A 24123-nucleotide genomic window follows, 5' to 3' on the forward strand; every position below is an offset into this window, starting at 1 on the left:
CGAGCCACCGACCCTCGTTCAGCCGGCGCGGCGCATGCACCCTGGCCATTGGATCCGTCGTTGACCGAGCCCCGCACGAGGGACGATCGTCCGTGACCGGGCCAGCGCACGAACGGCTCAGAGGTCCATGTCCGAGAGCTCGTCGATCACCGGCGGGAGTTCGACCTCACCTAGGGTGAAGTCCGGCAGCCGCCGATGGACCGTCCGCCCATCCGGCAAGGTGAGCGGCACATCGAGGACGAACGTGCCCGAGATCGGCGCGATCACCCTCCAACCGGCCAAGCGCTGGGTACCCAGGTCGAACCCGATCCCCTGCGCCACGACCCCGTCGACCGAGGTGCCGTCGAGCAGCAGGCGGACGTCCCCCTGCATCGACAGCGGCAGGCTCAGGTCCACCCCGTCCAGCTTCCAGCGAACCTCGCGGGCGAAGCTGCGTCGCTGCTCCCACTCGACCAGGACTTCCTGACGGTCGACCGAGAAGCTCGATGGCTCGATAACGACCGTTCCGCCCGGAACCTGCAGTCCGTACTCGCCGTGAACGAGAAGGTACTCGGAGGACCGCTCGTCGGTGCCGATAGGACGAATCGGAGACGGGATCTCCGGCGGGACCGCAAGCGGTTCGAGTACCGGCCGCGGCCGACTTCCGCCGGCGGCGGTCGCCTCGGCCTCTGCCCCTCGCGGCTGAACCCTCACCCTCCCGATTGCCGGAACAACGACCGTCGGCCCGGACCCGCTCGGCGGCAGCTCGACGTCGGTCACGAATCCGACCGGCTGGAGCGAGAGGACGTAGGGGCCCGCCGCCAGATCGACGAACTCGTGCAGCTCGACGGTGAAATCATCCCTGGCCGTGACCCGTCCCGAGTCGAGTCGGCAGCTCAACGACCGCCGTTGACCCGACGCGAGCTGGCCGCCGCTTCCGGCAGTCAGGAAGACCTTGAGTCGCCCCTCACCAAGGGCCAGAACCTCGCGCCAGGGGCGCGCGAAGCGAAGCGCGATCCGTCCCGTCGTGGGGCGCGCGACCTCGTCCGTGTAGATCCACACGGCAATCTCGCGCTCGGAATCGCTCGAGACCTCGAAGGACTCCACAGACAGCTCGACTCCCGCCTCGGCGTTCACACCAGAATCCGAAAGACGATAGGTCCCCGACGGCAACTGCGGCAGGGCCGTGCGGAGCTCGAAGTCCCCTTGGGAGTTCTCGAACCAACGGGACCTCTCGAGCCTGACGACGGCCACGCCCGCAGCCTCGGCGTCGGAGGGACGCAGTCCACGCACCGCGCTCACACTCAGGAAAAGGCCGTCGAGGGGCGCCCCGGCGAGAAGGACGAGTTCGACGTCCCGGGTGGCAGTCAAGACGACATCCGAAAGCTCGATGGCCACGATCGACCCGTCAGGGGGATCAACCTCCAACGGCGCCGGAGGCGGGGGCACGACGAATCGCGCTCGCCCTCCCTCGGTCAGCAGTTCCAGACGCTCGCCTGGCCCAGCGAAGGGGAGTGCGATCGGGGACGTCACCTCGGCCCGCAAGCGCGCGTGCCCCTCGGCGCCGACGCCGAACCCGCCGTCGATCGGCGGCCCCAGCCTCAGGGGCAGCGTCCACGGCGCGCCCGCCTCGTCGACCACCCGCGCCGGCACCGCGCGGCCAGGGAAGACCGCAACGGGCGTCTGCTCGACGAGCTCCGCCCACGTCGCATCGAGTTCGAGGTAGGTGTAATCGACCCCATCGAGCCGCAGGTCCACCACCCAACACGCCTCGTCCAGCCCGAGCCCATCCGGGAGCCGCGCGCTCCCTTCGCGAACCTCGACCCTCCGAAGTGCTCCCCCCGAGGTCAGCAAGCACAGCTCTCCCCACCCGTCGAGCAGCACGCCGTCGCGGGAGTCCTCGAACTGGATGGTGCTGAGCCGAAGCTCATCGCTCGCGCCGTCGGCAAGTGGCCCCGAGGGTGCCAGCGCCCGATCGTTGCCGCCATCCGCGGCGTAGGAATCGGGTGAAGTAAGCCCTCCATTCGAATCGTCGACGCCATCCTGTTCGGCGATTCGCCGCGCGGCACCTCCCGGATCTCCGACTCTCGGCAAGTCGACGAGAAGCAGTCCAATCGCGAGCACGACCACGACGACAATCAGTTTCCGCATGTCAAGACTCTTTCGACCTCCCAGCCCGCGGGCGATGACAGCGAACAGCCAGGAGCGGCGCGCGCAGATCGAGCCCGATCGGCGCGCGCCGAAGCCTAACCGACCCGCGCGGCAAGGATCTGCTCAGAGCATTCAACCGCTCAACAGTCCCGGCACTCCACGCTGATCCCCCCCGAATAGTCCCCGGTCACGGTAAAGACCCCACCCACCTCGGTGATGCCCGTGATCGTGAAATCCGCGGGGTCGGCTGGGCCCGTGTTGCCCTTCTCGCAACTCCAGATCGCAAGTGGGTCGATGCTGAAGCAGACACCGCAGGCCCATTCATCGGCGATGTCATTCGCGAAGATTCCGGACGCGATATCGACGGGATCAGACCCGGCCGTGAATTGAATCGTCATCTCCTCGGTGTATGTGAATACCCCCGACGTTCCGCATGCAACGATCAACGAGGGCGCGGTGGTCTGGGCGATCCCGACCGAAGCGAAGATTGAAAGGATCCCGACCGGCTTGGCGAGACGCATGGATATGGCCCTTCTCGAAGCCGCACGCTTCTGACTGCAAGACATGTTTCTCTGACTGCTGGGGTATCTTCGAATGCCACGCATCCCCCTCGATGCAGGCTCGCTTCGTGGAGGCTACCCCCCCCTCGACGCTCGCAACAATCCGTTGCGCGCGCGCCGGCATGGGGCGCCACCGATCTGCCCAACGTCGTGCTGGCGAGCCCAACCGCACGAACCGATCCGGTCGGAGGGAAGGTCTCCAACCTCACCGAACGGGGCAGAGCTGGTCGCGCAGACTGGGGTGAACCGCGATCCGGATCGGAGAGTCGGGAGCCGAGCGTCAGCGGCTCGGCGCCGCTGTAGGCGCCGACGAGCGCACCGCAAAGTGGACCGGGTCCGGATCCGCGCCCGCCGGGTGCCCGGGACGGCCGCGCCGAGACAGGGCGGTGGCCCGTCCCTCTCGAGGGGGGCACAATGGGGCATCGCGGTCCCCCACCGGGCGCGCCCGACCCCATCCCCATGACCTCCGAACCGCCCACATCGTCGACGCCCCAGGCGCAGGGCGGCAGCCCCGCAGAAGTCGAAGGCGCGCGTCCCGAGGCAATGGATCGAGGGATTCCCGAGGCCGCCGAAGGCTCTCCCACCTTGGGCCGCGGGCCCAAGGACTTCGACGTCGGCGAGCCGGTGGGGCCGACGCCGGAGCGTGACTTCTGGGAGGCGATCTACACCCGGCGCTCGATCCGCAAGTTCGACGAGCGGCCGGTGCCGCGCGAGCTGGCCGACCAGGTCATGCACGCGGGGATCTGGGCGCCCTCCTCCTGCAACTACCAGATGTGGGATCTGGTGGCGGTGGACGATCCCGAGGTCAACGCGAAGCTCGCCGCCCTGTCGAGCCAGATGGGCAACGCGCCCACCAACATCGTCGTCTCCTACGGGCGCGAGTTCTCGGAGGAGAGCTGGGCCAACATCCAGTCGGCCAGCGCGATGATCCAGAACATGAGCCTGGCGGCCCAGGTGCTGGGACTGGGGACCTTTTGGATCACCCAGACCGGTGACAAGGAAGCGGTGCGCGAGCTGGTGGGCTTGCCCTATGACCGCTTGGTCGTGGCGGTGCTGGCCCTGGGCTATCCCAAGTTCCAGCCCAAGTCGGGCCCCAAGCGCCGCCCCCTCGACGTGGTGCGCCACTGGAACCACTACGGCGGGCGGCCGATCCCCTCCTCGCCCGATCCGGCCGCCTGGCACCCCGACGACCTGGCCGTGTACCAGCGCGCGCGGGTGCTCAACGGGCTGCGGCACAACAAGCCGCGGCCCTGGGAGGTGCGCGCCACGGAGGCGGCGATCGAGCGCTTCGTGGAGCGCGGTGCGGACAAGCTCGAAGAGGATCAGCCGCCCCTGGGCCGCTGGCTCGACGTGCTGCCCTGCACGGGCATCGTGACCGAGCGCACCTGGCGCCAACGCCGCGGCTTCCACTTCGACGTGGTCGAGCGCACCAAGGAGGTCGGCGAGTTCGTGGCCAACCGGGTGCGGCCGGTGGCCGGCATCCACCTGTGGAGTCCCGACGACGCCGTGCGCCTGGGGCCGCAGGCGCCGCCCGAGGCGACCTACGCCGTGGCCACGTGCCTGTTCCGCCTCGAGGACCTGGCGCCGGACCAGCGCGGCCCGCTCCTGGCCGACATCGCGCGCTGGCTCGAGCCCGGGGGCGAGTTGATCCTGGGGCTGGTCAGCACGCGCTCGTTCCACAGCCTGACCGAACGCCTGCGCTCGAAGCGCGGCGGGCCGCGGGGCGTGGAGTACGTGCTCTCGCCCGACCCGAACATCGGTCCCTTCGAGGCCGTCGATCCGCGCGCGATCGAGCGCCTGGCCCACGACGCGGGCTTCGAGACCGTCGATCGCCTGGGCCTGCAGGCCGCCCCTCAACCGGAGGAGCTGGCCTTCCGCACGCGCAACTTCTCCGAGCGCGGCAAGCGCCTGGCGGGACTGGTCGGCAGCGCCCTGGGCAAGCTCGAGCAACTTCCCGGCGTGCAGAGCCGCTTCGGGCGCTTCCAGTTCCTGCGCCTGCGCCGCCGCTGACGTGGGTCAGAACTTGACGCGCCACTCGGCCCGAATCCCCTGCGACGAGTCGTCCCCCTCTCGCGTTGCGACAAAGGCGTCGAGGCGCAAGACCTGATGTTGGCCGAAGGCCCGCTGGTAGCGGGCCCCCAGTGCCAGGGCGCTCTCGTGCTCGCCCTCGAGACTCCCACGACCTCCTATCTCGAAGACGATCTGCCCCCGCGTTCCATTCAGGAAGTGCTGATAGCCGAGAGCTCCACCGACGGTGTCGCTCAAGGCTCCACCGAGCGGTATGCCGAAGGTGCCCATCCCGACGGGCTCGAAGAGAATCCCGATTCGCGCCACGGCGTCGCCGCGGTCCGGGCCGCGTGCTGCTGAAGAGAACTGATCGATGGACCAGAAGCCGTTGGCGTAGACGACGTGCTCCCTGCCCTCGAGCGTGTAGGCGACCTCTGAGGCGAGCAGTGTCCCCGCCGTCGCCGAAGGGGTGTCACCGTGCAGCGGAACAGATGTCGCGACTCTGAACGTCGTGTCGAGCACCCCGAGCCGCTGCACCGAGCTGCCACCCAGGTAGCAGGCGTCCGAGTCACGCTGATGACCGTCCACGAAGAGCAGGTCGAGTGCCATGGAACTGTCGAACAGTGAGGTGTCTGCTGCGGTCAGAAGGCCCACCATGGCCCCAGTCTCGCCGTCCGCCCCACCTCCCTGATCGACGCCGCTCCAGCCCACCAAGCCCGTCAACCGCAGATTCGAGACACCTTCGGCCGTGAGCGAGTTCCGCGTCACTCCGAGCAGGTCGACGTCGTCGTCGACCAGGAACCCGTCCTGCACGAGCAGAGGAACTCGTCCGATCGTCAGGCCATAGTCCAGGGCGTGGCGGTCCCCATCGTCCAGCCCCGGAAACAGCTCGCCGAACTCGCCCTCGAAGTAGAGCGTCCGGATTCTCGAGTTGAAGCCAGACTCCCAACCCGAATCCTCGTCGGGTTCGAGGCTGTATCCGGTGAACTGCCCCCGCTCACCATCGATCGGCCGCAGACCGAGGAGTACCCGTTCGGTTCCGGAAAGCGACAAGTTGGCGAACAAGTCCAGCCGATTGGCCCACTCGGTGCGAACGTCCGATCCGGAGTCATGGCTCTGCACCGCAGATCGCAAGTCCCCGAAGACGATCAGCGACGGTTGAAACACCTGCCCCGTGGGTAGCTCGACGCCCGCCGGGATGGGGCCGCTGGAAAGAAACCTTCCCCCGATCTCGAGCAGCGGCTCCGGGCGCTCCGCGATCGCCTCCGCCCGATAGCCGATGACTTCGTCCGACAGTTCCGAGTCCAGCGCCAAGCCGTCCGGCTGATGTTCCACCGGCGCGAAGACGAGCGCGTCACGCCCGCGCGGAGTATCGGACAAGGGCGTCCGCCCGTCCGCATCGCTGGCCATCGGAAGCTCCCGGCGCAACGGCCTCTGCGCCGCACTCGGAGTGCGACAGCCCGACCCCACCAGGACCGCAATGAGCAGGACCCAGGAGCTACGAGGAGCTTCGAGCGCCACGGGCTCAGCGTCCATCCATCGTCGCTTCACGTACGTGCAGGACCCGGTAGTTAGCGACCAGCTCCTGCGCCAGCTTCTCACCGGATAGCCCCCACTCGAAACCAACACTCTGCATGGCTCGAATGAGATGCACCGGGAGCTGTCCCGAAACGAGTTGTGCCCGCACGTGGTAGGGGCCGGCACCCTGAAGCATCTCGGCCGGCACCGAGTAACGCGCTACGCGATAGCCGCCGATCTCGATATTCCGCTTCTGAATGCGGACACCGGGGACGCCACCCATGAGCATCGACGGCGTGGGCGACGGACGCACGAAAACGAGCGGGTCGAAGGAGTAGTTCGCGGGCACGATCTGCTCGCGCTCACTCCCGTGCAGGTTTCGAACGACGAAGGGCGACCTGAGGTTGAACAACTGCTCATCGCGCTCCATGTGTCCCGCCTGCACCCAGGCGGAGTGCCGATCGCGCAGGTCCCCGTCGGGGTCCAAATCGCCTGATCGAAAGACCACTTCCCCATCGGCATTGGTAACGACGATCTGGAGGAAGACCAGGCGCTCCGCAATGAGGCCCGTCGGCGCGCTGTGACCATCGCTCGCGTTCTCTACACGGAGTTCGAAGGCCAGACCATCACCCGCCCCCAGATCGCGGATCTCGCCGAGCCGGTAGCCGTTGCGCAAAAGCGTCGTGCCCCGCTCATAGGCCTCTCGGCGAAGCCCGAGTTGAGTCTCGAGAACTTCGCGCGCGTCGTAGCGCTCGTCGGCCGATGCCCAGCGCTCGGGGAACTCGCTGTCGTCGGGCCAAGCATCTTCGAACTCGTCTGTCCCCCAGCCCGCGGCATAGTCGAACTGAAGCCACTCCTGCGGGCTCGCCAGGGCCGCTGCCTCGGGATTGTGGGGGAAGATCCCCGGATGCACGAGCGGAGCGTCGGGACCGGCAAACATGTGATTGGTCCGGCGCGCCGGCGCCGTCGGCTGATCGCCGATGATCGCTGCTGGCTGATCCTCATAGCGGGAGGGAACGCCGGGAATGGGCCCCATGTGGCAATCCTGGCAACTCTCTCCTCGCTCGGCCGCCGGCGACTGCTTGTACTCGCTGAAGGCATCCTCGAGTCGGAAGCCGTCGACCAGGCGGACGTCGTGGCAACGGCCGCAAAAGGCGGAGCGCTGGATCTGTGGCATCTGACGCGCCTCAGCGTGGATTCTCCTTCCCGGTGAGTCCGAATCGGTCACGACCCGTCGATAGGTAGCCGGGTCTCCTAGCACTCGACGTAGTTCATCGTCGGCTCGAGGTCCGTAGATCGGCTCGAAGATGTCGCCGGACTCGAGCGCGAAGCGCCCCGAGTTCTTGCCGTAGGACGTCGATACCCGGTGACAGACCACACAGGTGATGCCCTCGACCGCGACCTCAGAACGCGCGGCGTTGCTGGCCGCAATCGGCTCCCCCAAGGTCATCCCTACCTGCGTATGACAACGGACGCAGAAGTCGCCCAGGGTCCCGTTGGTCGCATTGACCAGCAATGCCTGATAGGCGTTGTAAGTGGGACTGATCTGCGCGTAGGCGTGCGGCGACGCCGACCACTCGCGGTAGTGGCGCTCGTGACAGGTCGCGCATTGCCGAGCGGACGGGAATGGATCTCGCTCCAGGAGCTCGGCATGGGAGCGCTCCGCCAGATCAGACCCCGCCTCCGCGGCAGGGGCGGTCTGGACTGGACCGCGCGGAACGACCAGGCACGACGCCAGGGTGAGGACGAGGGCGAGTAGCACCCTGGGATGCGGCTGGGTTCGCGAATCCATCTGGTCCGGTAGAGGTTGTCACGCGCTATCGCGGCGATTCGTCCAACGCCGCGTCTTGCCGCTCGATCAGCAGTGGCGACGGCCGCGAGACGGCCGGGCTCGGGTGAACGTGGTAGTCGTGGCAGGTCAGGCAACGATCCGATGCACCGCCGCTCGAGTGACACGACGCGCAGGCTTCACGGGTCAGCGGTGCGAAGCTCGACGCGCTGGCAACTCCCGGCCCTTGGCTCCCGATGCCCGCCGGTTGATGGCAGACGTGGCAGCCCGTTTCATCCAGGAGCGGGAAGTGGGTGGCGTGCGAGAAATGAGTCAATCCCGGCGTCGCCTCGAGCCGCGTCCAACGCAGGGCCCAACCACCGGACGGCTCCTGAACTCGAGCGTGGCAGCGCGCGCACTGCCCGGGCGCCTTGGGATCGCGAAGCAGCGTGGCAAGCTCGCCCAGGCCATCAGACCGCCCCTCGCCCTGGGCTTCGCCAACCAGGTCCGACCAGGCACGTATGAACGGATCAGCGTGCCCGACCGGCCGATAGCGCAGGGTGAAGTCCAGATCCTGTCGATACCAACCGCCTCCCTCGACCCAGCCCTCGCGGCCGACGTCGCCGTCGACCGTGGCCGCGCTGACCGCGACGGAGGACTCGCTCGGGAGCCACGCGTCGAGGGCCCCCCGCAGGACCTCCGCCGGCAACCCGCCGGCCAAGGCCGAGGCTTCGTCATCGGTGAGCTCCCGATCGACCAGGCGCGACGCAGCACGCACGAGTGAGCGCTGGCCCTGCTCCGACAGATCTCTGTAGTAGCTCCGTATGCCTGCAGCCCACTGGCCCACCGCCTCGAGCTGCGACTCCGTCGCTCCATAGAGGTCGAGTAGATCGACGTCGGCCGGCGGCGACAGTTCCGGCGCCAACGCGGTCAGGAAGGACGTCATGGCGGTCTCGACTTCCGCTGAATCCGCCGCCCAACGGCCGACATCTAGCCCCTCATCCTCGAGAGTGACGAGGTCGAGTGCGGGCAGCGAGAACAGACTCAGGCCCGAGCCTTCGACCTGCGCCGCGCCCCGCAGCTCGTCGTCGTGGCAGGCGGCACAGGCGACCGAGTAGGAGATCACGCCTATGTGTCCCCCACGGGCGTCGGGCTCGTGGCAGTCCGTGCAAGACGCGGGCGCCGCCTCCGCCGCCGCGCCGGCGAAGTGTTCGACGAAGTGAGAGCGGTGGTCGAACAGGATCGCCCGGTGGCTCGGGTCGGGCAGCTCGCCGAACTCAGGGTGACCCTGCCCGAAACCCCGGAATTCGTCCGTGTGACAGGTCTGGCACTGGCTGTTGCCCAACTCGGTCAGCGAGCGACTCCGCCCCTGATGCTCTCGGTGGCAACTCGCGCAGGCCAGCGAGCCGCCGGCATCGAACGGAACCGAGAATGGCCCGCGAGCCGCGCCGGTCGACGGGTCCAGCTGCACAGCTCCGCCATGGGCCGCGAGTGGCCTGTCGCCGAGATTCGAATGGCAGAGCAGGCACTTGGCGCTCTGCTCCGTCCGCAGGTCGTCGGAGACCACCCCGTGCAGGGGGCCCGCCACGGCAACCGGCGAGGCAGCGTGGCAAACCCCGCAATCCTCGCCCAGGGCGGCGTGATTCGAGCTCAGTGGCCCCGGGAGGACCAGCACCTTCCCTGGTGGGCTGCCCATGATCCCCAGCACGACCACCGCAGTAGCGACCGACGCTCCGACCGCCAGGAGACGCGCGCGGGCAGGCTCCATCAAGAGCTCGCGCCCGCTCAACTCTCCCTCCCGAGGACCACGTAGGCGAGAAGTCCGTGAGCGCTCAGCACGACGCCGTGGACCACCCCCAGGGCCAGGAGCCCGAAGGACAGGCCCAAGTGCCCGATGTGCCAGCGTCGCAGGCTCTCACGGCTCCCGCCGTCACGAACCCCGAGGGTCAGGGTCCAACCGACAATCAGGCTGAGTACGAGTGCTGCGACGCCTGCGGCCAATGCCATACCGAGCGGCCCGCTCGGCGCTCGGCTGTCCATGTGGACCAGCAACAACGCCAGGCCGAAGACCGTCCATACGGCCTGTGTGCCGAAGCGCTGGCGGAGCGCGTCCTCGTCGGGGTTGCGTGCAGTCCAGCCCAGCGCCAGCAGGCCGAAGCACAGCACGGCGAGCCAGCCTGTCGGGAAGGCCAAGGACTGCAGCGCCGACTCGGCGTAGCGCGCGCTCCCCACGAGCGTCAGCGTGAGCAGCGATCCCGCCACGAGCGGGCCCCATGCGCGCACTGACGGTCGTCCGGTCCCAGCCGCCGCAGGCTCGGCCGGTGATGTCGAAGCCCCGACTCTCACGAGTCCGAAGCAATCGGAAGCAACGGATCGATCGCAGCCAGGCCGGTGCCGTCCTGCCCATGCTCGAACTCGAGCGCTGCCTTCCGCACGACATCAGCGGCGTGGAGGAGTGCAGGCGCGACCGCATCAGGTCCGAGATCAGAGGCCTCGAGCATCGCCGCCACGGTCGGCAACTCACTGCGCTCGGCGACAGCCGCGAGCACACCGCGCGCCGCCTCGACTGCAGCCTTCAGGGAGTCTGCACACTCGCCTTGACCGGGATCGCGAGCCAATCCGCGCAAGGCCATCTCGAGCCTCACGGCCTGACCCGCTACAAACATGACCCGACGCTGTTCGGTCGAAGCGGGGGCATTCACCCCCGCCCCTCGCACGAAGTTGTGTCGTACGGAGCCCTGACTGCCCGCCAAGAACTCCAACCCGTCCTCAATAGGATGACCGGCAGCGACGAGCTCGGAATCCGAGATCAAGTGGCAGGCGTAGCAGCGTGTTGCGAGTGACACGAACTCGGTCGGGCGGTGCATCCCGGCCTCGTCGCACAGCCGCATGCGGTCCGCGCGATGCTCAGGGGTCTCGGACTCGGCGGTGGAGTCGGTGCCACCGAAGTCATTGTGGAGTTCCACCCAACCCGCCGCGCCGCCGTGACAGGACTCGCACGAGACCTCGGAGACCGCCTTGAATCGGCCATCCTCCTGGGCCTGCAGGGTGAAGTGGCACGACGCGCAACGCTCGTCGCTCTTGATTCGTCGCACGCCCAAAGCACTCGCAATGGCCTTCGCCTCGTCGCTTCGGGTCAACACCTTGCCGCCCGAGACATGGGCGCTTCCGAGCCAGACGGCGGTCTCGGGCTCGTGGCACTCGGCGCACTCACCCGGTCCTACGACTTGGGTTCCATCGAAATGCGCGACGTCGGGCTCGACCCGAGACGCAACACCCCCGAAGGCGTCCTGCGGAGACGAGAACGCGAGAATCGCTGCCAGCGCACCGACTGCGCTGGCAAGGAAGACGCTACTGGGGATTCGGCAGGTTCGTGACATGACAGGACGTGAGGCCGACGCCCAACTTCGATCGGGGAGTACGAGGGTGTCCTCGACCCTTCTAACGCTGGATTGGAGATGGCATGCCTGGATTCCGGACATTCGCCCAGGCGTTCACCCCGCCCTCATCTTTGGCGTCATCCCGACGTCACAAACCCGTAGCCGAAGGTGAACCGGAGATGATCGCTGCAAACTCGACGGAGCTTTCGTTGATCGTCCGCCGTCGACACGACTGTCTCAAAGATCCACATCGTGGGTTGGAAGTCGCGTCACCACCGAGGGTACGAACGAGGGCGTCCCCCGCCTTGGCGTAGGCGCTGCTCTCAGTTGTCTCCCAGATCGACGTCGACAGGTCTACGCTCGAAGCCTTCGACAGCCAGGAGAGGGAACGACCGCAGCCCGAGCAACTTCGCCATGAAGGTGTCGGGGACCTGTTCCAAGCGATCGTCGTAGCTGGCGCCGATGGCGTTCACGTAGCTGCGCGCGCGCGCGATGCGGTCTTCGGTGCCGACCAGGCGACGGTGCAGGTCACTGAAGGCTTGCGCGGCTTTCAGCTCCGGATAGCGCTCGCCCACGATCTGCAACCGCGGCGCCAGGGCCCGGGGGTCGGTGCCGGCCTCGCCCTCGACCGTCGCCGCGGCCTGGGCGCGCATGGCCGCGAGCTCCGTCTGGACCTCGCGCTCGTGCCCGGCGCTGGCCTCGACCACGGCCACCAGTCGCGGGATCAGGTCCGCTCGCCGCTGCAGTTCGACCTCGACCAGGGAACGCGCCTGGCGCACCCGCTCGCGCAGATCGATCAGCCCGTTGCGAATGGCCCAGGCCCAGGAGGCGCCGAGCCAGAACAGGCCGCTGAGGGCTCCCGCGACGATCGGGATGGTGAGTGGCGCGCTCGAGCGGTGCTGAGCGTCCTGGCCCATGAACGCCATTCCCAGCGCGACGCCGCTCACCCCGCCCAACAGGAAGACGAGCAGGCCGATGCCGAACACGCTCCAGCCCAGGCGGCCGCGGACCTGCTCCTCGCCGCCGGTCGCGATGCGGAACAGGCCCACCTCCCCGCCAGCGGCGATCTCCGGTGCGACTGCGTCCTCGCGCAGACGCGACTGGCCGATGACGTACACCTCGTGGTGCAAGGGCAGGGCTTGCTCGCGGAAGGTCCGACGTCCGATCGAGCCGCTGACCGAGGCCGGCGGCGCCTTGCCGTGGTAGAGCGGGTCGTCGAGCCCGACCGTCTCGGCGAAGGTCGTCTCGACATGGACCGTGGCCTGCTCGGGGTCCACCTGGACGAGCCCCGACTCGTCCTGCAGCCAAAAGGGCGCGCTCTCGCCGCCTTGTGCCACCGTGTCCGTGCCGGAATAGGACTCGACCCGCGTGGTCGTGCGGCCCTTCGAATCGGTCGAGGTCACGACCCGCGTGCGGACCCAGTGCTCGGCGACGTTCCACTCGTGGAAGACGACCGGGAGGCCGCTGAGGTGGCCGTTGAACGGCCGCTCCGATTCGGCCGTGCCGTGTACCTCGACCATGCCGATGAACACGCCGGCCGCCGGAAGAGTCGGCAGGTCGTCCACCAGCCGCCGCCGGCCCAAGGCGCGCGCCAGCCAGGCCGCCGCGGCGAGGGCGAGCAGGCCAGCCAGGGCCGCGGTCGCAACCAGGACCGGCAGCGACGGCGTGGAATAGAGGATCGTCACCGGCCCCACGCTACCCCCCATCGGTCCCGGTGCAAGTCGCACCCCTGCCCGCGACGGTCAGTTCGGCACGCGACGGACCAGACGCCCCAGCGCCTGGGCCAGGTCGGCCCTGCGGAAGGGCTTCGCGACGAACTCTTGCAGGGCGTCGATCGGCTCGAAGTCCCGGTCCAGGCGGCCGCTCATCAGCAGGATCGGCAACTGGGGCGCGCGGTCGCGCAACTTGCGAATGACCTCGTCGCCGTTCATGCGCGGCATGTTGACGTCGACCACCGCGGCGGTAATGCGAGCTGCTTCGCGCTCGAAGGTCTCGAGCCCATGCACTCCGTCGATCGCCGTGACCACATCGCAACCGAAGTCACGCAGGATCGCCGACACGACCCGACGCACCACCTGCTCGTCGTCGATCACGAGCACCGTGCCACTGAGGTTCGGGATGCCCGCGGGCTCGACCGCGCGGGCGCGTTCGAGCGCCTCGCCCGCCGGCGGGAAGCCGAAACTGAAGACCGCACCCTGGCCCGCGCGATTGCCCACGTGCAGGAAGCCGCCGAAGCTCCTCACGGCGCCGCGCACCGCCGCCAGGCCCAGTCCGTGGCCGCGGTCCTTGGTCGTGAAGAAGGGCTCGAAGATGCGCTGCAGGACGGCCGGCTCGATGCCGGGCCCGTCGTCATCGACCACGAGGGCGACGTAGGGCGGCGCCGGATCGCCCTCCACCAGGCCCTCCAGGGTAAGCCCCGCGTCATAGTCCGGCACGAACCGGGTCCGCAGCCGCACGGTCCCGGCGCGATCGCCGATCGCCTGGGCAGCGTTCAGGACGACGTTCATGGCGATCTGTCGGATCTGCGTCGGATCGGCCGCGATAGCGGGTAGGTCTGGCGCCAGGTCGAACTCGATCCGCACGTCCTTCGAGACTAGGGCCGCGAGCAGCTGCGAGGTCTCGCCGATGCACTCCGACAGATCGATCGACTCCAGGTCGAAGCGCCCCCGACCGGAGAAGGCCAGGAGCTGCCGCGTCAACTCCGCCGCGCGCTGGCCCCCGTGCTCGATCATCTCGACCAGACCGATGGACGGGTGGTCGGACGGTAGCTCGGCGCGCAACAGGTCCGCGGTCGTGAGCACGCCGACCAGGATGTTGTTGAAGTCGTGGGCGACGCCGCCGGCGAGGACGGAGAGGCTCTCGAGTCGCGCGATGGACTCCAACTCCCGTTGCACCTCAACCTGCTCGCGCACCTGACGCACCTGCTCGGTGACGTCGAGCACCCCGAACACCAAGCGCTCCACCTGCCCCTCGGAGTTGATCACCGGCGCGCCATTGATCGACAGGATGCGGCGACTCCCGTCGGCCCACTCGATTCCGTGGCGCACGTCCACGACAGGACGCCGGGTGGCCATCACGATCGCGAAGGGCAGGCGTTCGTCGGCGATGGAACCGCCGTCGACATCGGTCGAGCGCCAATGGGGGTCGTTGTAGGCGCGCCCGACGATCGAGCTGACCTCGAGTCCCAAGATCCCCTCCGCGGCGCGGTTGGCGAAGACGATCTGTCCAGAGGGTTCCAGCACGACGATCCCCGCCACACTGGTGTTCATGACCTCGCTGAGCAGAGCGTGCTCGCGCTCGAGGGCGGCGCGCGCTTCGCGCTCCTGAGTCACGTCGTCGAAGCTGCAGATCACGTGGGAAACCTCGCCGCCCGTGTCCAGTACTGGCACGGCGTCGACGCTGAGCCAGATCCGCGGCAGCTCGCCCGGGCGATCGATTCCCATCACGACGTCGCGCACCGGTCGGCGATCGGCGATGGCCCGGGGCACGGGATGGTCACTGCTCGGGAAGTCCCGACCGTCCGCATGGAACGCGCGCCAGGCGGGATCGTGGGAGTTCGCGCCGAGCAACTGGGCCTCGCTCAGGCCGAGCAACTCGAGGGCCGCCGGATTGGCCATCAAGACCTCGGCCCCAGGCCCCTGGATCACCACGCCCTGTGTCAGTCGCGAGAGCACGTCGTGCAGCACGTCCTTGGGATCGGCACTGCTCGAGCCGCGCAGGGGGTCGGCAACCCCCACAGCACGGCCCAAGAGCAGCAGCAAGCCGTCGCCAGCGTCGGAGACCTCGAGCGTGAACTCCCGCGGCGGACCCTCGAGCCGACAGCGAACACTGGCCACTCCGGTCCGGCGGGCCGTCTCGAGCCCCTCTGCGATGGCTCCGCGCAGGTCAACCCGCAGGACGTCGAGCAGCCGGACGCCAACACTGGGCGGATCGAGGAAGAAGCCCGCGGCCGGGCGGTCAGGGCCCGCGTGAACGAGGCGTCCACCAGCGTCGACGCCGAGGACGAGGTCGTGGTGCCTCTCCAGAGCAGTGAACAGCCCCCTCGTCATGTCGGCACTCTAGTGTCCTGGATCCGCGCCCAGCACGCCCAAACGGCGACCTACGGCCGCCTCTCGCTCGCTGACGGGACCTTGCAGAATGACCCGCCCTAGTGTCCTGGATCAGAAACTCGGCGTCACTGCCCGGAGGTCCGATCGATGCTGGCTAGGCGCGCCGACGACGCGTATCCGCTGCGATACTCGGAGGAGGCGCTGGCGACGCCAGCGGCGATCGGAGCCCGGGAAGTGACGCCGAATTTCTGATCCAGGACACTAGTGGGGCGAGTCAAAGATTCGACTAATAAGTTGCAAGTTTCGGGCAAGTCGGGCTCGGCCGCGCCGATGGTTGCATCATGACGACCAAGATGGGACGGCCGAAGGCGAAGCTCGTGTTGTCCGAGCAGGAGCGCGCGGAGTTGAATCGGCTGGTTCGGCGTCGCTCGACGCCTGCGGCAGTGGCGGAGCGGGCGCGCGCCATCCTTCGCTGTGCGAAGGGGCTGGACAATACCGATGTCGCCGACGAGTTGGGGCTGCACTTTCAGACCGTTGGTCGCTGGCGTCGCCGATTCGTGAAGGAGCGTCTGGACGCGCTGTACGACGAGCCTCGGATTGGACGGCCGAGGAGCGTCTCAGATGACGATGTCGCCCGCGTCGTGGACATGACGCTCCACCGTAAGCCGAAAACCGGGACCCACTGGAGCTCCCGCCAAGTCGCGAACGAGCTCGGATTGTCTCAGAGCGCTGTGGCGCGGATCTGGAAGGCCTTCAGCCTTCGTCCAGACCGCAGCGAGTCCTTCTCCTTGTCCCGCGACCCTCAGTTCGTCGAGAAGGTCCGGGACATCGTGGGACTGTACATGAGCCCTCCGGACAATGCGCTCGTGCTCTGCGTCGACGAGAAGTCCCAGATGCAGGCACTGGATCGCACTCAGCCCCTGCTGCCGATGACGCCGACGCACCCGGAGCGACGCTCGAATACCTACGTGCGCCACGGGACGACGTCGCTGTTCGCAGCGCTCGACATCGCCACGGGGCGAGTCATCGGCAAGTGCTTCCGTCGACACAGGTCGAAGGAGTTCCTGAAGTTCCTGGGCGAGATCGAGCAGTCCGTGCCCAAGGAGCTGGACGTCCACCTCGTGATGGACAACTACGCCACGCACAAGACGCCAGCCGTGAAGCGGTGGCTGCTACGCCGACCCCGATTTCACGTGCACTTCACGCCGACGACGTCGTCCTGGCTCAACCTCGTCGAGAGCTGGTTCTCGATCGTCTCCCGGCGAGTGACTGAGCGCGGCGTCCATCGAAGTACGGCTGCGCTCGAGAAGGACGTGAGGGCGTTCATCGATGCCCACAACGACGAGCCGAAGCCGTACGTCTGGACCAAGACCGCAGACCAGATCCTCGCCAGCCTCCGCCGCTACTGCGACACAGCGAACGCCACTCGTTCCCGGCAAACAAATGAGTCGAAGCTTTGACTCACCCCACTAGGCGGGGCGTGCTGACCGGGCTGCGCCCAGGGACGAAGGGCGGCCGCGGGCCCCCGATTGGACACCGCTGGGGGTGGATCCCGGGGACCGTCGGGGGCTAGAACCCCCCTGTGTTCCAACCCACCGAAGGCGAAGAGACCTGGATCGAGAAGCCAGCGGGTGGCGATCGGGGCCGGTCGCCCAGATCGCGCGGGCCCATGGCGGTGATCGGAGCTGGGATCGCCGGCCTGGCTGCTGCCCGCTCCTTGTCCCGAGCGGGGCTCTCCGTGGTGGTCTTCGACAAGGGTCGAGGCCCCGGGGGCCGGACCTCGACGCGCAGGGCCGAGCCGGTGTCCTTCGACCACGGCGCCCAGTACTTCACGGCCCGCGACGAGCGCTTCAGGGCCGCGGTCGCGACCTGGACCGAGGCCGGGCTGGTCGCACCTTGGAAGGGGCGCATCGCTACCCTCGGCTCCGCGGGCAGCGCCTCCACCTCCGGGTCGGTGGAACGCTTGGTCGGCGTCCCCGGCATGAACGCCGTGGCCAAGCACCTGGCCCGGGGCCTCGACGTGCGTTGCGGCGTCCGCGTCGCGGCGCTGGCGGAGCGGAGCGCTGCGGGTTGGGTCCTGCGCTCGAGCGAGGGCGACGCGCTGGGCGAGTTCGCGCAGGTACTCCTGACCGTGCCCGGGCCCCAGGCGGCCGAGCTACTGCCCGCGACGACGCCCCTGGCCGCCACCGCGGCCGCGGTCGAGATGTCGGCCTGCTCCGCGGCGCTGTTGACCTTCGACGGCGCCTGGGACCTGCCCTTCGACGGCGCCTTCGTCGAGGGTCGAGCCCTCGCTTGGGTCGCGCGCAACTCGAGCAAGCCCGGTCGTCCGCCCGGCGAGGCGTGGGTCCTGCACACGAACCCCGCCTGGTCCCTCGAACATTGGGACGACGAGCCGTCGTCCCAAATCGCCGCGCTGCTCGCCGAGTTGGAGCGCCTGGCCGGACGTCCGGCGCCGCCGGTCGTGGCATCGGACCTGCACCGCTGGCGCTACGCCGTTGCTACCGACCCGCTCGATGCCGGGTGCCTGGTGGATTCGCAGCGGGGCTTGGTCCTGGCCGGGGACTGGTGCCAGGGCAATCGGGTCGAGGGCGCCTGGCTCTCGGGTGTCGCCGCCGCCGATCGGCTGCGAGGCGACGCCGTCGATTGAATCACCGGCGCGCCCGTTCGACAGTCAGGCGGGACCTCGTTCGATCGCGGCTCCAGCGATAGACCGACCGAGGGACCCGCCCGACTCGGCAGGCTTTCTAGAAGGCGTAGGAGAGCTGCAGGTAGACGAAGTCCGTGTCCGCGTCGAGACCGACGTCGTCGAGCACCGACCCGGTCCAGAAGTGCGAGTAGCCCGCCTGCCAGGTGGTGTGGCGATCGATGCGGCTGGTCAGCACGAGGTCCAGCTCCTGTCCGATGTCGCTCGAGCCGCTGCCGCCACCCGCGGTCCCGGCGATCGGTGCGCCGCCGGCGTTGTAGATCGCGTCGCCGTCGTTCGTGCGCAGGAACTGGTGGGCGGTCACAGCCAGGGTCGTGCGCTCGCCCACGGGCCAGGTGCCACCCAGGCCGATGTCGATCGCGTTCTGGCGACCCAGGGTGTCCGCGATCCCGTAGTAGGCGTGGCCCAGGGGGTAGGGCGTGTCGAAGGTCCCGACCGAGCCGCCGGCGCTCGAATCGCCGCTGCCGATCTCGATCAGAGCGTTCAGGCGCGGGGCGCCATCGCCCACGAAGCTGACGCCGAACTCGCCGCCGACCATCCAGGCGTGGATGTCCTGGGAGTCGATGTCGCCCTCCTGCACGGCAAACTCGAGCTCGAAGTCGGTCTCACCCTTGGCCGCGGGTCGGGCGTAGCGCGCGCCCAGGGTGTAGCGGTCCTCGTTGCCGGTGGTGCCGTTGAACGTGCGGCCGTCGCGTTGGGTGCCGAGCAGGTAGAGGTCAAGGACCTTGCCATCCAGGCCGCGCGTGCCGTAGAGACCGAAGAGCTGGTCGTCGCCCGCCTCGTTGAACGCGTCGTCGTCGACAACCACGAACTCGGTCCAGAAGGCATCGACGTTCCAATCGCCCAGGGGAACGCGCGCGGACGCTCCGTCCCAAGTGCGCAGAACGTTGGCCCAGGGCAGCGGGCTGACCAGGCGCTGACGACCGAAGGCCAGGGCCTGGCGACCCACGCGCAGGGTCAAGGGACGCTCCTGTCCGACGTCGAAGCCCTGCTCGAGGAAGCCCTGGTGCACGTCGAGTTGGTCCTCGTCGATGGAACGCGTGCCGCCGGGCAACTGGCGGTCCCAGGCCAGGGCGCTCTTGAGCTCCACATACGCGCGGAAGCCCGAGCTGTGCTGCAGGTCACCGTGGGCGCGCAGTCGCAGGAGCTCGAAGATGTCGTCCGAGCGCGGACTTCCATTCTCGGTCTGGCCGAAGTTCGACCAGCCCTCGATCCGGCCACGCGCGCGCCCGCCGACGGTCAGGCGCCAGTCGCCGGCGTCGTCCAACGCCATCCACTTGAGCCTGTCGGCCCAGTCGCGTTGCTCGGCAGGTAGCGTCTCGATGCCAGACCAGTCCTCGTTCTGCGGGTTGAGCTGGTACTTCGGCCGCGTCCACTCGCCCTGGGCCGAGACCGCCGGAGCGAGGCCGATGAGGGCGGAGAGACCGATGAGTGCGGGACTGACTCGGGCGGGACGCTGCATGGTGGGAGGATGGGCCTGGACGGGACACGCCCTTGGCTCGGGCGAATTGTCCGGGAATCTACCACGCCTCCCCGATCTCGGGCCGGCCCCAGAGGCAACAGACGCCGGTCAGTCTGCGACCCGTCGAACTGGGGATATGGCGACTCAGCGGTCGCGAATCCCGAGGCTCTTGACGAAGGCGTCCAGCGGTCGATCGGAGCCCTCGTAGCGATCCGCGTGGGTCGAGCCGTTCTCCAGCTTCAGCACGCCCCGCGGGCAGACGCTGGCGCAGACGCCACAGCCCACGCACGACGCCCGCACGATGTTCTCCGACTTCTGCGCGTAGCTCCGCACGTCGATGCCCATCTCGCAATAGGTCGAGCAGTTGCCACAGGACATGCACTGGTCGCCGTTGGTGGTGATCCGGAAGCGCGAGTAGAAGCGCTGCCAGATCCCCAGGATCGCCGCCTGGGGGCAGCCGAAGCGGCACCACACCCGATTGCCGAGCAGGGGGTAGAAGCCCACGCCGACCACACCGCTGAACACCGCGCCGATGTAGAAGCCGTACCACTGCCGCACGCCGCCGGACCAGGAGCCGTAGACCGCGCCGGTGGTCTTGTAGTCGATCCACAGCGAGACGGTCACCGCCAGCACGGCGGCCAAGACCGAGTGGATCATCCAGCGCTCGATCTTCCAGGCGCGGGTCGAGTTGTCGGACAGCTGCCGCCAGGGATCGCCGAGGGTCTCCGCCAGGCCGCCGCAGCCGCAGACCCAGGAGCAGTACCAGCGCTTGCCGAAGAAGTAGGTCAGGATCGGCGTCGCCACCACCAGGCCCACGGCCCAGACCAGCAGGAACAGACCGAAGGCACCCGCGCCGGTGAACTCGCCCCACTTCTCGGGCCAGATGTAATTCTGCTTCAGCGGCCAGATGCCGTTGAACTCCATGTAGGGCTTCTGGAACAACACCAGCAGGTTCGGCAGCAGCCAAGCGAAACCGAACTGGAATACCATCACGCTGGCGGTGCGGATCTGGTGGTACCGGCTGTGGCGGTACTTCATGAACATCCGCACGCCGAAGACCAGGATCGCGGTGGTGTAGAGCACCCCGTACAGGAACCAGCGCGAGGCGGGATAGCCGGTGACCAGCTGGGCCAGGGGGTCGACCGTCGCCACCAGACCGGTCGGCGGACCGTCGGCGCTCTCCCCCAGCACCTGCGGGAACCAGTAGATCAAGACGTACATGCCGGTCATGAAGATGCCCGCCAGCCAACCCAACGCACCGCGCGAGAGGGCCGAGCGGAACCAGATGCCGTCGTGCTTGATGCCGGGCGTGGTGCCGGCGTACAGGCGCCAGAACCAGAGCGACGTGCCGAGGGCGATCGAACCCCAGGACAGGGCCATTCCGCCCCAGGTGCCGCTCAGGGCCGTGCCGCCGATCTGGGCCACGAGGGTCAACAGACCGGCGCCGAGCAGACCCAAGCAGAGCTTCTGATCCAGGGGCAGGCGCGGCCGCTCCACGCGCGGCGGTTCGCCGAAGCCCTCCGCCTCCTCGTCGAAGTCGTAGGCCAGGGTCCGGGGATCGATCACGGGCGCGCCCCTCGCATGGACGTGGCCATGGTCGGCTCGAAGCGCGGCTCGAACTCCGGATCGAAGTTCGCCTCGCCCAGGTGGTCGAGCACGTAGTCGAGCCCGCGCCCCTCGGACAGCCAGCGCCGACAGACCTCGTGCCGGTAGCGCAGGCCCACGACGTTGAAGCCGGCGACCCGGTCACCCTCCGCCAGGGCGATCCGCATGCCCATCTGCCTGCTTTCGTGCTGCCACCAAAGACTCTCTTGACCGCGACCGCCGGGCCGAACCTCGCCGTAGGTCTGGTATTCGAGATCGAGGAACTTGGCCGAGTTGTACCAGAGGCCCGGGTCGTAGCTCGGCGCGGCGCCGGCCGCTCGCGAGTCGGCCGCGATCGACTCCGCTACCAGACGCCCCTGCAACCTGCCCGTGTACCAGACCTGTTGCAGAAGGTTGCGCTCGTCACCCTCGCGCCGGATCTCCGCGCAGTCACCGGCGGCCCAGATGTCTTCCGCGCTCGTGCGCAGGCCGTCGTCGACCAGCACGCCGCGTTCGCACTCGATCTGCGTGTCGCCCACGAGGTCCAGGTTGGGGCTGACGCCGGCCGTCAGGCCCACGATCTGCGCTTCCAAGCGCTCGCCCGCCTTGGTCACGATGGCGCCGGCGCGCCCGGTGCCATCGTCGACGATCTCCGCCAACTCGCTCTCGAGTCGCAGGCCGATGCCGGCCGCATCGATCGCGCGACCGACCATGCGCGCCTCATCCTCCGGCAGCACGTTGCTCCAGTAGGCTGGCTCGCGCACCAGGAGCGTCGGGTGGATCCCGCGCGAGTGCAGCATCTCCGCCAACTCGATCCCGATCAGGCCGCCGCCGACGATCACCGCCTGCCGCGCACCTTCGCAGTTGTCGTGCAACAGCTTGAGGTCCATCAGGCCGTAGAGACCCTGAACACCGCGCAGATCCTGTCCCGGCCAGTCGAAGCGGTTCGGCTTCGAGCCCGTTGCCAACAGCAGGCGATCGAACGTCAACTCACCGCCCCGGTGCAGGCGCAGTCGCTTGGCGGGCGCGTCGAGCTCGACGGCCCAGTCGCGGACCAGGTCGATGCGTTGCTTGGGCCAGAAGCTGTCCTCCTGCAGCTTGGTGTCCTGGTAGCGCATGTGCCCTATGAACACGTACATCAGCGCTGGCCGGGAGTAGGGGTGGGCCGACTCGCCGGAGATCATCGTGATCTGCCAGTCCGGTCGGAGCTCGCGGAGGCGGACCGCGGCGCTCGCGCCGGTGATCCCGTTGCCGAGGATGACGACGTGCAAGGTTTGGATGGCGTGGGTGGTTCGAGGGGATCGCAGCTGCGCGCGCCGCATCGGTTCCGGCCAGGGTACGCCGCCGGCTGCGCGGGCGTGACCACCTGCCGCGAGCCGATCCGCCGCCGCGCGAGCTCCGCGTTCAGATGCCGTCGCGCAAGAGGCGCTTGGCGATCTTGCCCGAACCCGTGCGCGGCAGGGCTTCCAGCAGGTCGATGCCCTTGGGCACCTTGAAGCCCGCCAAGCGCCCACGGCAGTGGGCGATCAGCGCCGCGGCGTCCAGGCGTCGCCCCTCGCGCGGCACCACCGCAGCCCAGACCGCCTCGCCCCACTGGACGTCGGGCCGCCCGAAGGCCGCGGCCTCGAGCACGTCCGGATGCTCGTAGAGCACGTTCTCGACCTCGATCGAGTACACGTTCTCACCGCCCGTCAGGATCATGTCCTTGGCGCGGTCGACGATCTCGACGAAGCCGTGGCGGTCCACGCGCGCCAGGTCGCCGGTCCACAGCCAGCCGTCGCGCAGGGCCTGGGCCGTGGCCTCCGGCTGGCGCCAGTAGCCCGCGGTGACCGTCGCGCCGCGCACCCGGATCTCGCCCACGCTGGTGTCGTCGGCCGGGACCCGTGCGCCGTCCGCGTCGACCACCTGCAGCTCGATGCCGAGGAAGGGCCGGCCGGTGCGGGCGGAGAGGGCCAGGCGCTCCTCGGCCGAGAGCCCGGCCTGGGCGCGCCCGAGCTTGCTGAGCGTCAGGTAGGGGCTCGTCTCGGTCATCCCGTAGGTCTGCACGTACTCCGTGCGAAAGGTCGCCACGATCGCGCGCACCACCTCGGGCGCGATCGGCGCGCCGCCGGAGAGGATCGAGCGCAGGCGCGACCAATCCCGCGCGGCGGCGTCCGTGCGCGCGACCATCGCGCCGAGCATGGTCGGCACCAGGTTCGTGATCGTGGCGCGCTCGCGCTCCATCAGGTCCAGGGCCGCGCCGGCCTCGAATCGCTCCAGGAACACGTGCCGCCCGCCGACGAGGGTGATCGCGAAGCTGGCCCAAGCGTCGGCCAGGTGGAACATGGGCGCGATGTGCGCCCAGGTGTCGGTGGGCGCGAGGGACAGCTCGCAGGCGGCGGCGAGGGCGTGCTGGCACACGTTGCGGTGGCTCAGCATCACACCCTTGGGGCGTCCGGTGGTGCCGCTGGTGTAGTAGAGGTGCGCCAGGTCCCCTTCGCGCGCGGGGCCCGGTTCGAGCACGCCCGTGGCGTCCGGGCTCTGGGCCAGGGGCTGCAGCTCGATCGCGCCCGAGATCAGCGTGGCCGCCTCTCGTGCCACTCGCGAATAGCGCTCCTGCGCGAGGAGCAAGACCGGCTCCGCGTCCTCGAGCACTCCCGCGAGCTCGCGCGGCACGAGCCTCACGTTGAGCGGCACCGAGACCGCGCCGACGGCTGCCACGGCGAAGTAGGCCTCGAGGAACGCCAGCCCGTTGTCGGCCAGGACCGCGACGCGGTCGCCGCGCCCGACGCCGAGGTGCGCGTACTGCGCCGCGCGACCGGCCACGCGTGCGGCGAACTCGCTCCAGGTCACCCGCAGCTCGCCGTCCCGCGCTGCCTCGGCGGTCCCGTGGACCTGGGCCGCCTGGATCAGCAGACGGGGGATGGTCGGCGCGGTATGCCCGTGGTCGGGATGCTCGCATCCCATCGCGGCGTCGGTGGC

At 68.8% G+C, this 24123-nt stretch carries 16 protein-coding genes; 3 read left to right on the forward strand and 13 right to left on the reverse strand.

Features of this window, described 5'->3' with window-relative positions:
• Window positions 1-117 precede the first annotated feature (117 nt).
• Entirely contained in the window at window positions 118-2130 is a 2013-nt protein-coding gene (locus tag Pla133_RS20835; RefSeq protein ID WP_145068852.1) for a hypothetical protein, read from the reverse strand.
• A 140-nt stretch (window positions 2131-2270) separates the two neighbouring features.
• The gene (locus Pla133_RS20840; RefSeq protein WP_145068854.1) at window positions 2271-2651 is read right to left on the reverse strand and encodes a hypothetical protein; all 381 of its coding nucleotides are present in this window, start codon (window positions 2649-2651) and stop codon (window positions 2271-2273) included.
• A gap of 498 nt (window positions 2652-3149) precedes the next feature.
• On the opposite strand from Pla133_RS20840, the gene Pla133_RS20845 reads away from it, so the two are divergent.
• Window positions 3150-4700 carry a nitroreductase family protein gene (locus tag Pla133_RS20845; protein ID WP_419191794.1) on the forward strand — a complete coding sequence of 517 codons (1551 nt, stop codon included), beginning with the start codon at window positions 3150-3152 and terminating at the stop codon, window positions 4698-4700.
• 6 nt (window positions 4701-4706) lie between these two features.
• On the opposite strand, the gene Pla133_RS20850 is transcribed toward Pla133_RS20845, so the two are convergent.
• The 7 genes from Pla133_RS20850 to Pla133_RS20880 all read right to left on the reverse strand — a co-directional run bounded on the left by Pla133_RS20850 (window position 4707) and on the right by Pla133_RS20880 (window position 15412).
• Window positions 4707-6233 (reverse strand): hypothetical protein, encoded by a 1527-nt coding sequence (locus tag Pla133_RS20850; protein ID WP_145168486.1) that lies wholly within the window; start codon window positions 6231-6233, stop codon window positions 4707-4709.
• Entirely contained in the window at window positions 6223-7977 is a 1755-nt protein-coding gene (locus Pla133_RS20855) for a multiheme c-type cytochrome (RefSeq protein WP_419191795.1), read from the reverse strand. The genes Pla133_RS20850 and Pla133_RS20855 overlap by 11 nt, the downstream gene beginning before the upstream one ends.
• A 55-nt stretch (window positions 7978-8032) precedes the next feature.
• Entirely contained in the window at window positions 8033-9772 is a 1740-nt protein-coding gene (locus Pla133_RS20860; protein ID WP_145068862.1) for a cytochrome c3 family protein, read from the reverse strand.
• A complete protein-coding gene (locus tag Pla133_RS20865; RefSeq protein ID WP_145068864.1) occupies window positions 9769-10245 on the reverse strand; it encodes a hypothetical protein in 477 nt (158 codons plus the stop codon). Before Pla133_RS20865 ends, Pla133_RS20860 begins: the two co-directional genes overlap by 4 nt.
• Before the next feature lie 80 nt (window positions 10246-10325).
• Window positions 10326-11465 (reverse strand): multiheme c-type cytochrome, encoded by a 1140-nt coding sequence (locus Pla133_RS20870; protein WP_145068865.1) that lies wholly within the window; start codon window positions 11463-11465, stop codon window positions 10326-10328.
• A gap of 221 nt (window positions 11466-11686) precedes the next feature.
• Window positions 11687-13048: a LemA family protein gene (locus Pla133_RS20875; protein ID WP_419191797.1), complete on the reverse strand. Its 1362-nt coding sequence runs from the start codon at window positions 13046-13048 to the stop codon at window positions 11687-11689.
• A gap of 57 nt (window positions 13049-13105) precedes the next feature.
• Window positions 13106-15412 carry a hybrid sensor histidine kinase/response regulator gene (locus tag Pla133_RS20880; protein WP_145068869.1) on the reverse strand — a complete coding sequence of 769 codons (2307 nt, stop codon included), beginning with the start codon at window positions 15410-15412 and terminating at the stop codon, window positions 13106-13108.
• Window positions 15413-15765: 353 nt separating this feature from the next.
• Here Pla133_RS20880 and Pla133_RS20885 point away from each other — a divergent pair, with 353 nt between their 5' ends.
• Both Pla133_RS20885 and Pla133_RS20890 read left to right on the forward strand, forming a co-directional pair.
• Window positions 15766-16872 (forward strand): IS630 family transposase, encoded by a 1107-nt coding sequence (locus Pla133_RS20885; protein WP_145071014.1) that lies wholly within the window; start codon window positions 15766-15768, stop codon window positions 16870-16872.
• A gap of 122 nt (window positions 16873-16994) precedes the next feature.
• The gene (locus Pla133_RS20890) at window positions 16995-18059 is read left to right on the forward strand and encodes an NAD(P)/FAD-dependent oxidoreductase (RefSeq protein WP_419191798.1); all 1065 of its coding nucleotides are present in this window, start codon (window positions 16995-16997) and stop codon (window positions 18057-18059) included.
• A 97-nt stretch (window positions 18060-18156) separates the two neighbouring features.
• Here Pla133_RS20890 and Pla133_RS20895 read toward each other — a convergent pair whose 3' ends face one another.
• The 4 genes from Pla133_RS20895 to Pla133_RS20910 form a co-directional block, all read right to left on the reverse strand.
• Window positions 18157-19578, reverse strand: coding sequence for an alginate export family protein (locus Pla133_RS20895; RefSeq protein WP_145068870.1), 1422 nt, complete (start codon window positions 19576-19578; stop codon window positions 18157-18159).
• Window positions 19579-19722: 144 nt separating this feature from the next.
• The gene (locus Pla133_RS20900) at window positions 19723-21144 is read right to left on the reverse strand and encodes a 4Fe-4S binding protein (protein WP_419191799.1); all 1422 of its coding nucleotides are present in this window, start codon (window positions 21142-21144) and stop codon (window positions 19723-19725) included.
• The gene (locus tag Pla133_RS20905) at window positions 21141-22433 is read right to left on the reverse strand and encodes an NAD(P)/FAD-dependent oxidoreductase (protein WP_419191800.1); all 1293 of its coding nucleotides are present in this window, start codon (window positions 22431-22433) and stop codon (window positions 21141-21143) included. The genes Pla133_RS20900 and Pla133_RS20905 overlap by 4 nt, the downstream gene beginning before the upstream one ends.
• A gap of 133 nt (window positions 22434-22566) precedes the next feature.
• Complete coding sequence (locus Pla133_RS20910; protein ID WP_145068875.1) at window positions 22567-24108, reverse strand: class I adenylate-forming enzyme family protein; 1542 nt, start codon at window positions 24106-24108, stop codon at window positions 22567-22569.
• Window positions 24109-24123 lie beyond the last annotated feature (15 nt).

It is taken from the genome of Engelhardtia mirabilis (assembly GCF_007748095.1).
In the GTDB taxonomy this organism is placed as follows: Bacteria; Planctomycetota; UBA1135; order UBA1135.

What these genes read in the sequence shown, in the direction of transcription:
- Pla133_RS20835 (WP_145068852.1), bottom strand. Translation starts at nt 2,130, where the DNA reads ATGCGGAAACTGATTGTCGTCGTGGTCGTGCTCGCGATTGGACTGCTT.
- Pla133_RS20840 (WP_145068854.1), bottom strand. Translation starts at nt 2,651, where the DNA reads ATGCGTCTCGCCAAGCCGGTCGGGATCCTTTCAATCTTCGCTTCGGTC.
- Pla133_RS20845 (WP_419191794.1), top strand. Translation starts at nt 3,150, where the DNA reads ATGACCTCCGAACCGCCCACATCGTCGACGCCCCAGGCGCAGGGCGGC.
- Pla133_RS20850 (WP_145168486.1), bottom strand. Translation starts at nt 6,233, where the DNA reads ATGGACGCTGAGCCCGTGGCGCTCGAAGCTCCTCGTAGCTCCTGGGTC.
- Pla133_RS20870 (WP_145068865.1), bottom strand. Translation starts at nt 11,465, where the DNA reads ATGTCCGGAATCCAGGCATGCCATCTCCAATCCAGCGTTAGAAGGGTC.
- Pla133_RS20880 (WP_145068869.1), bottom strand. Translation starts at nt 15,412, where the DNA reads ATGACGAGGGGGCTGTTCACTGCTCTGGAGAGGCACCACGACCTCGTC.
- Pla133_RS20885 (WP_145071014.1), top strand. Translation starts at nt 15,766, where the DNA reads ATGGGACGGCCGAAGGCGAAGCTCGTGTTGTCCGAGCAGGAGCGCGCG.
- Pla133_RS20895 (WP_145068870.1), bottom strand. Translation starts at nt 19,578, where the DNA reads ATGCAGCGTCCCGCCCGAGTCAGTCCCGCACTCATCGGTCTCTCCGCC.
- Pla133_RS20910 (WP_145068875.1), bottom strand. Translation starts at nt 24,108, where the DNA reads ATGGGATGCGAGCATCCCGACCACGGGCATACCGCGCCGACCATCCCC.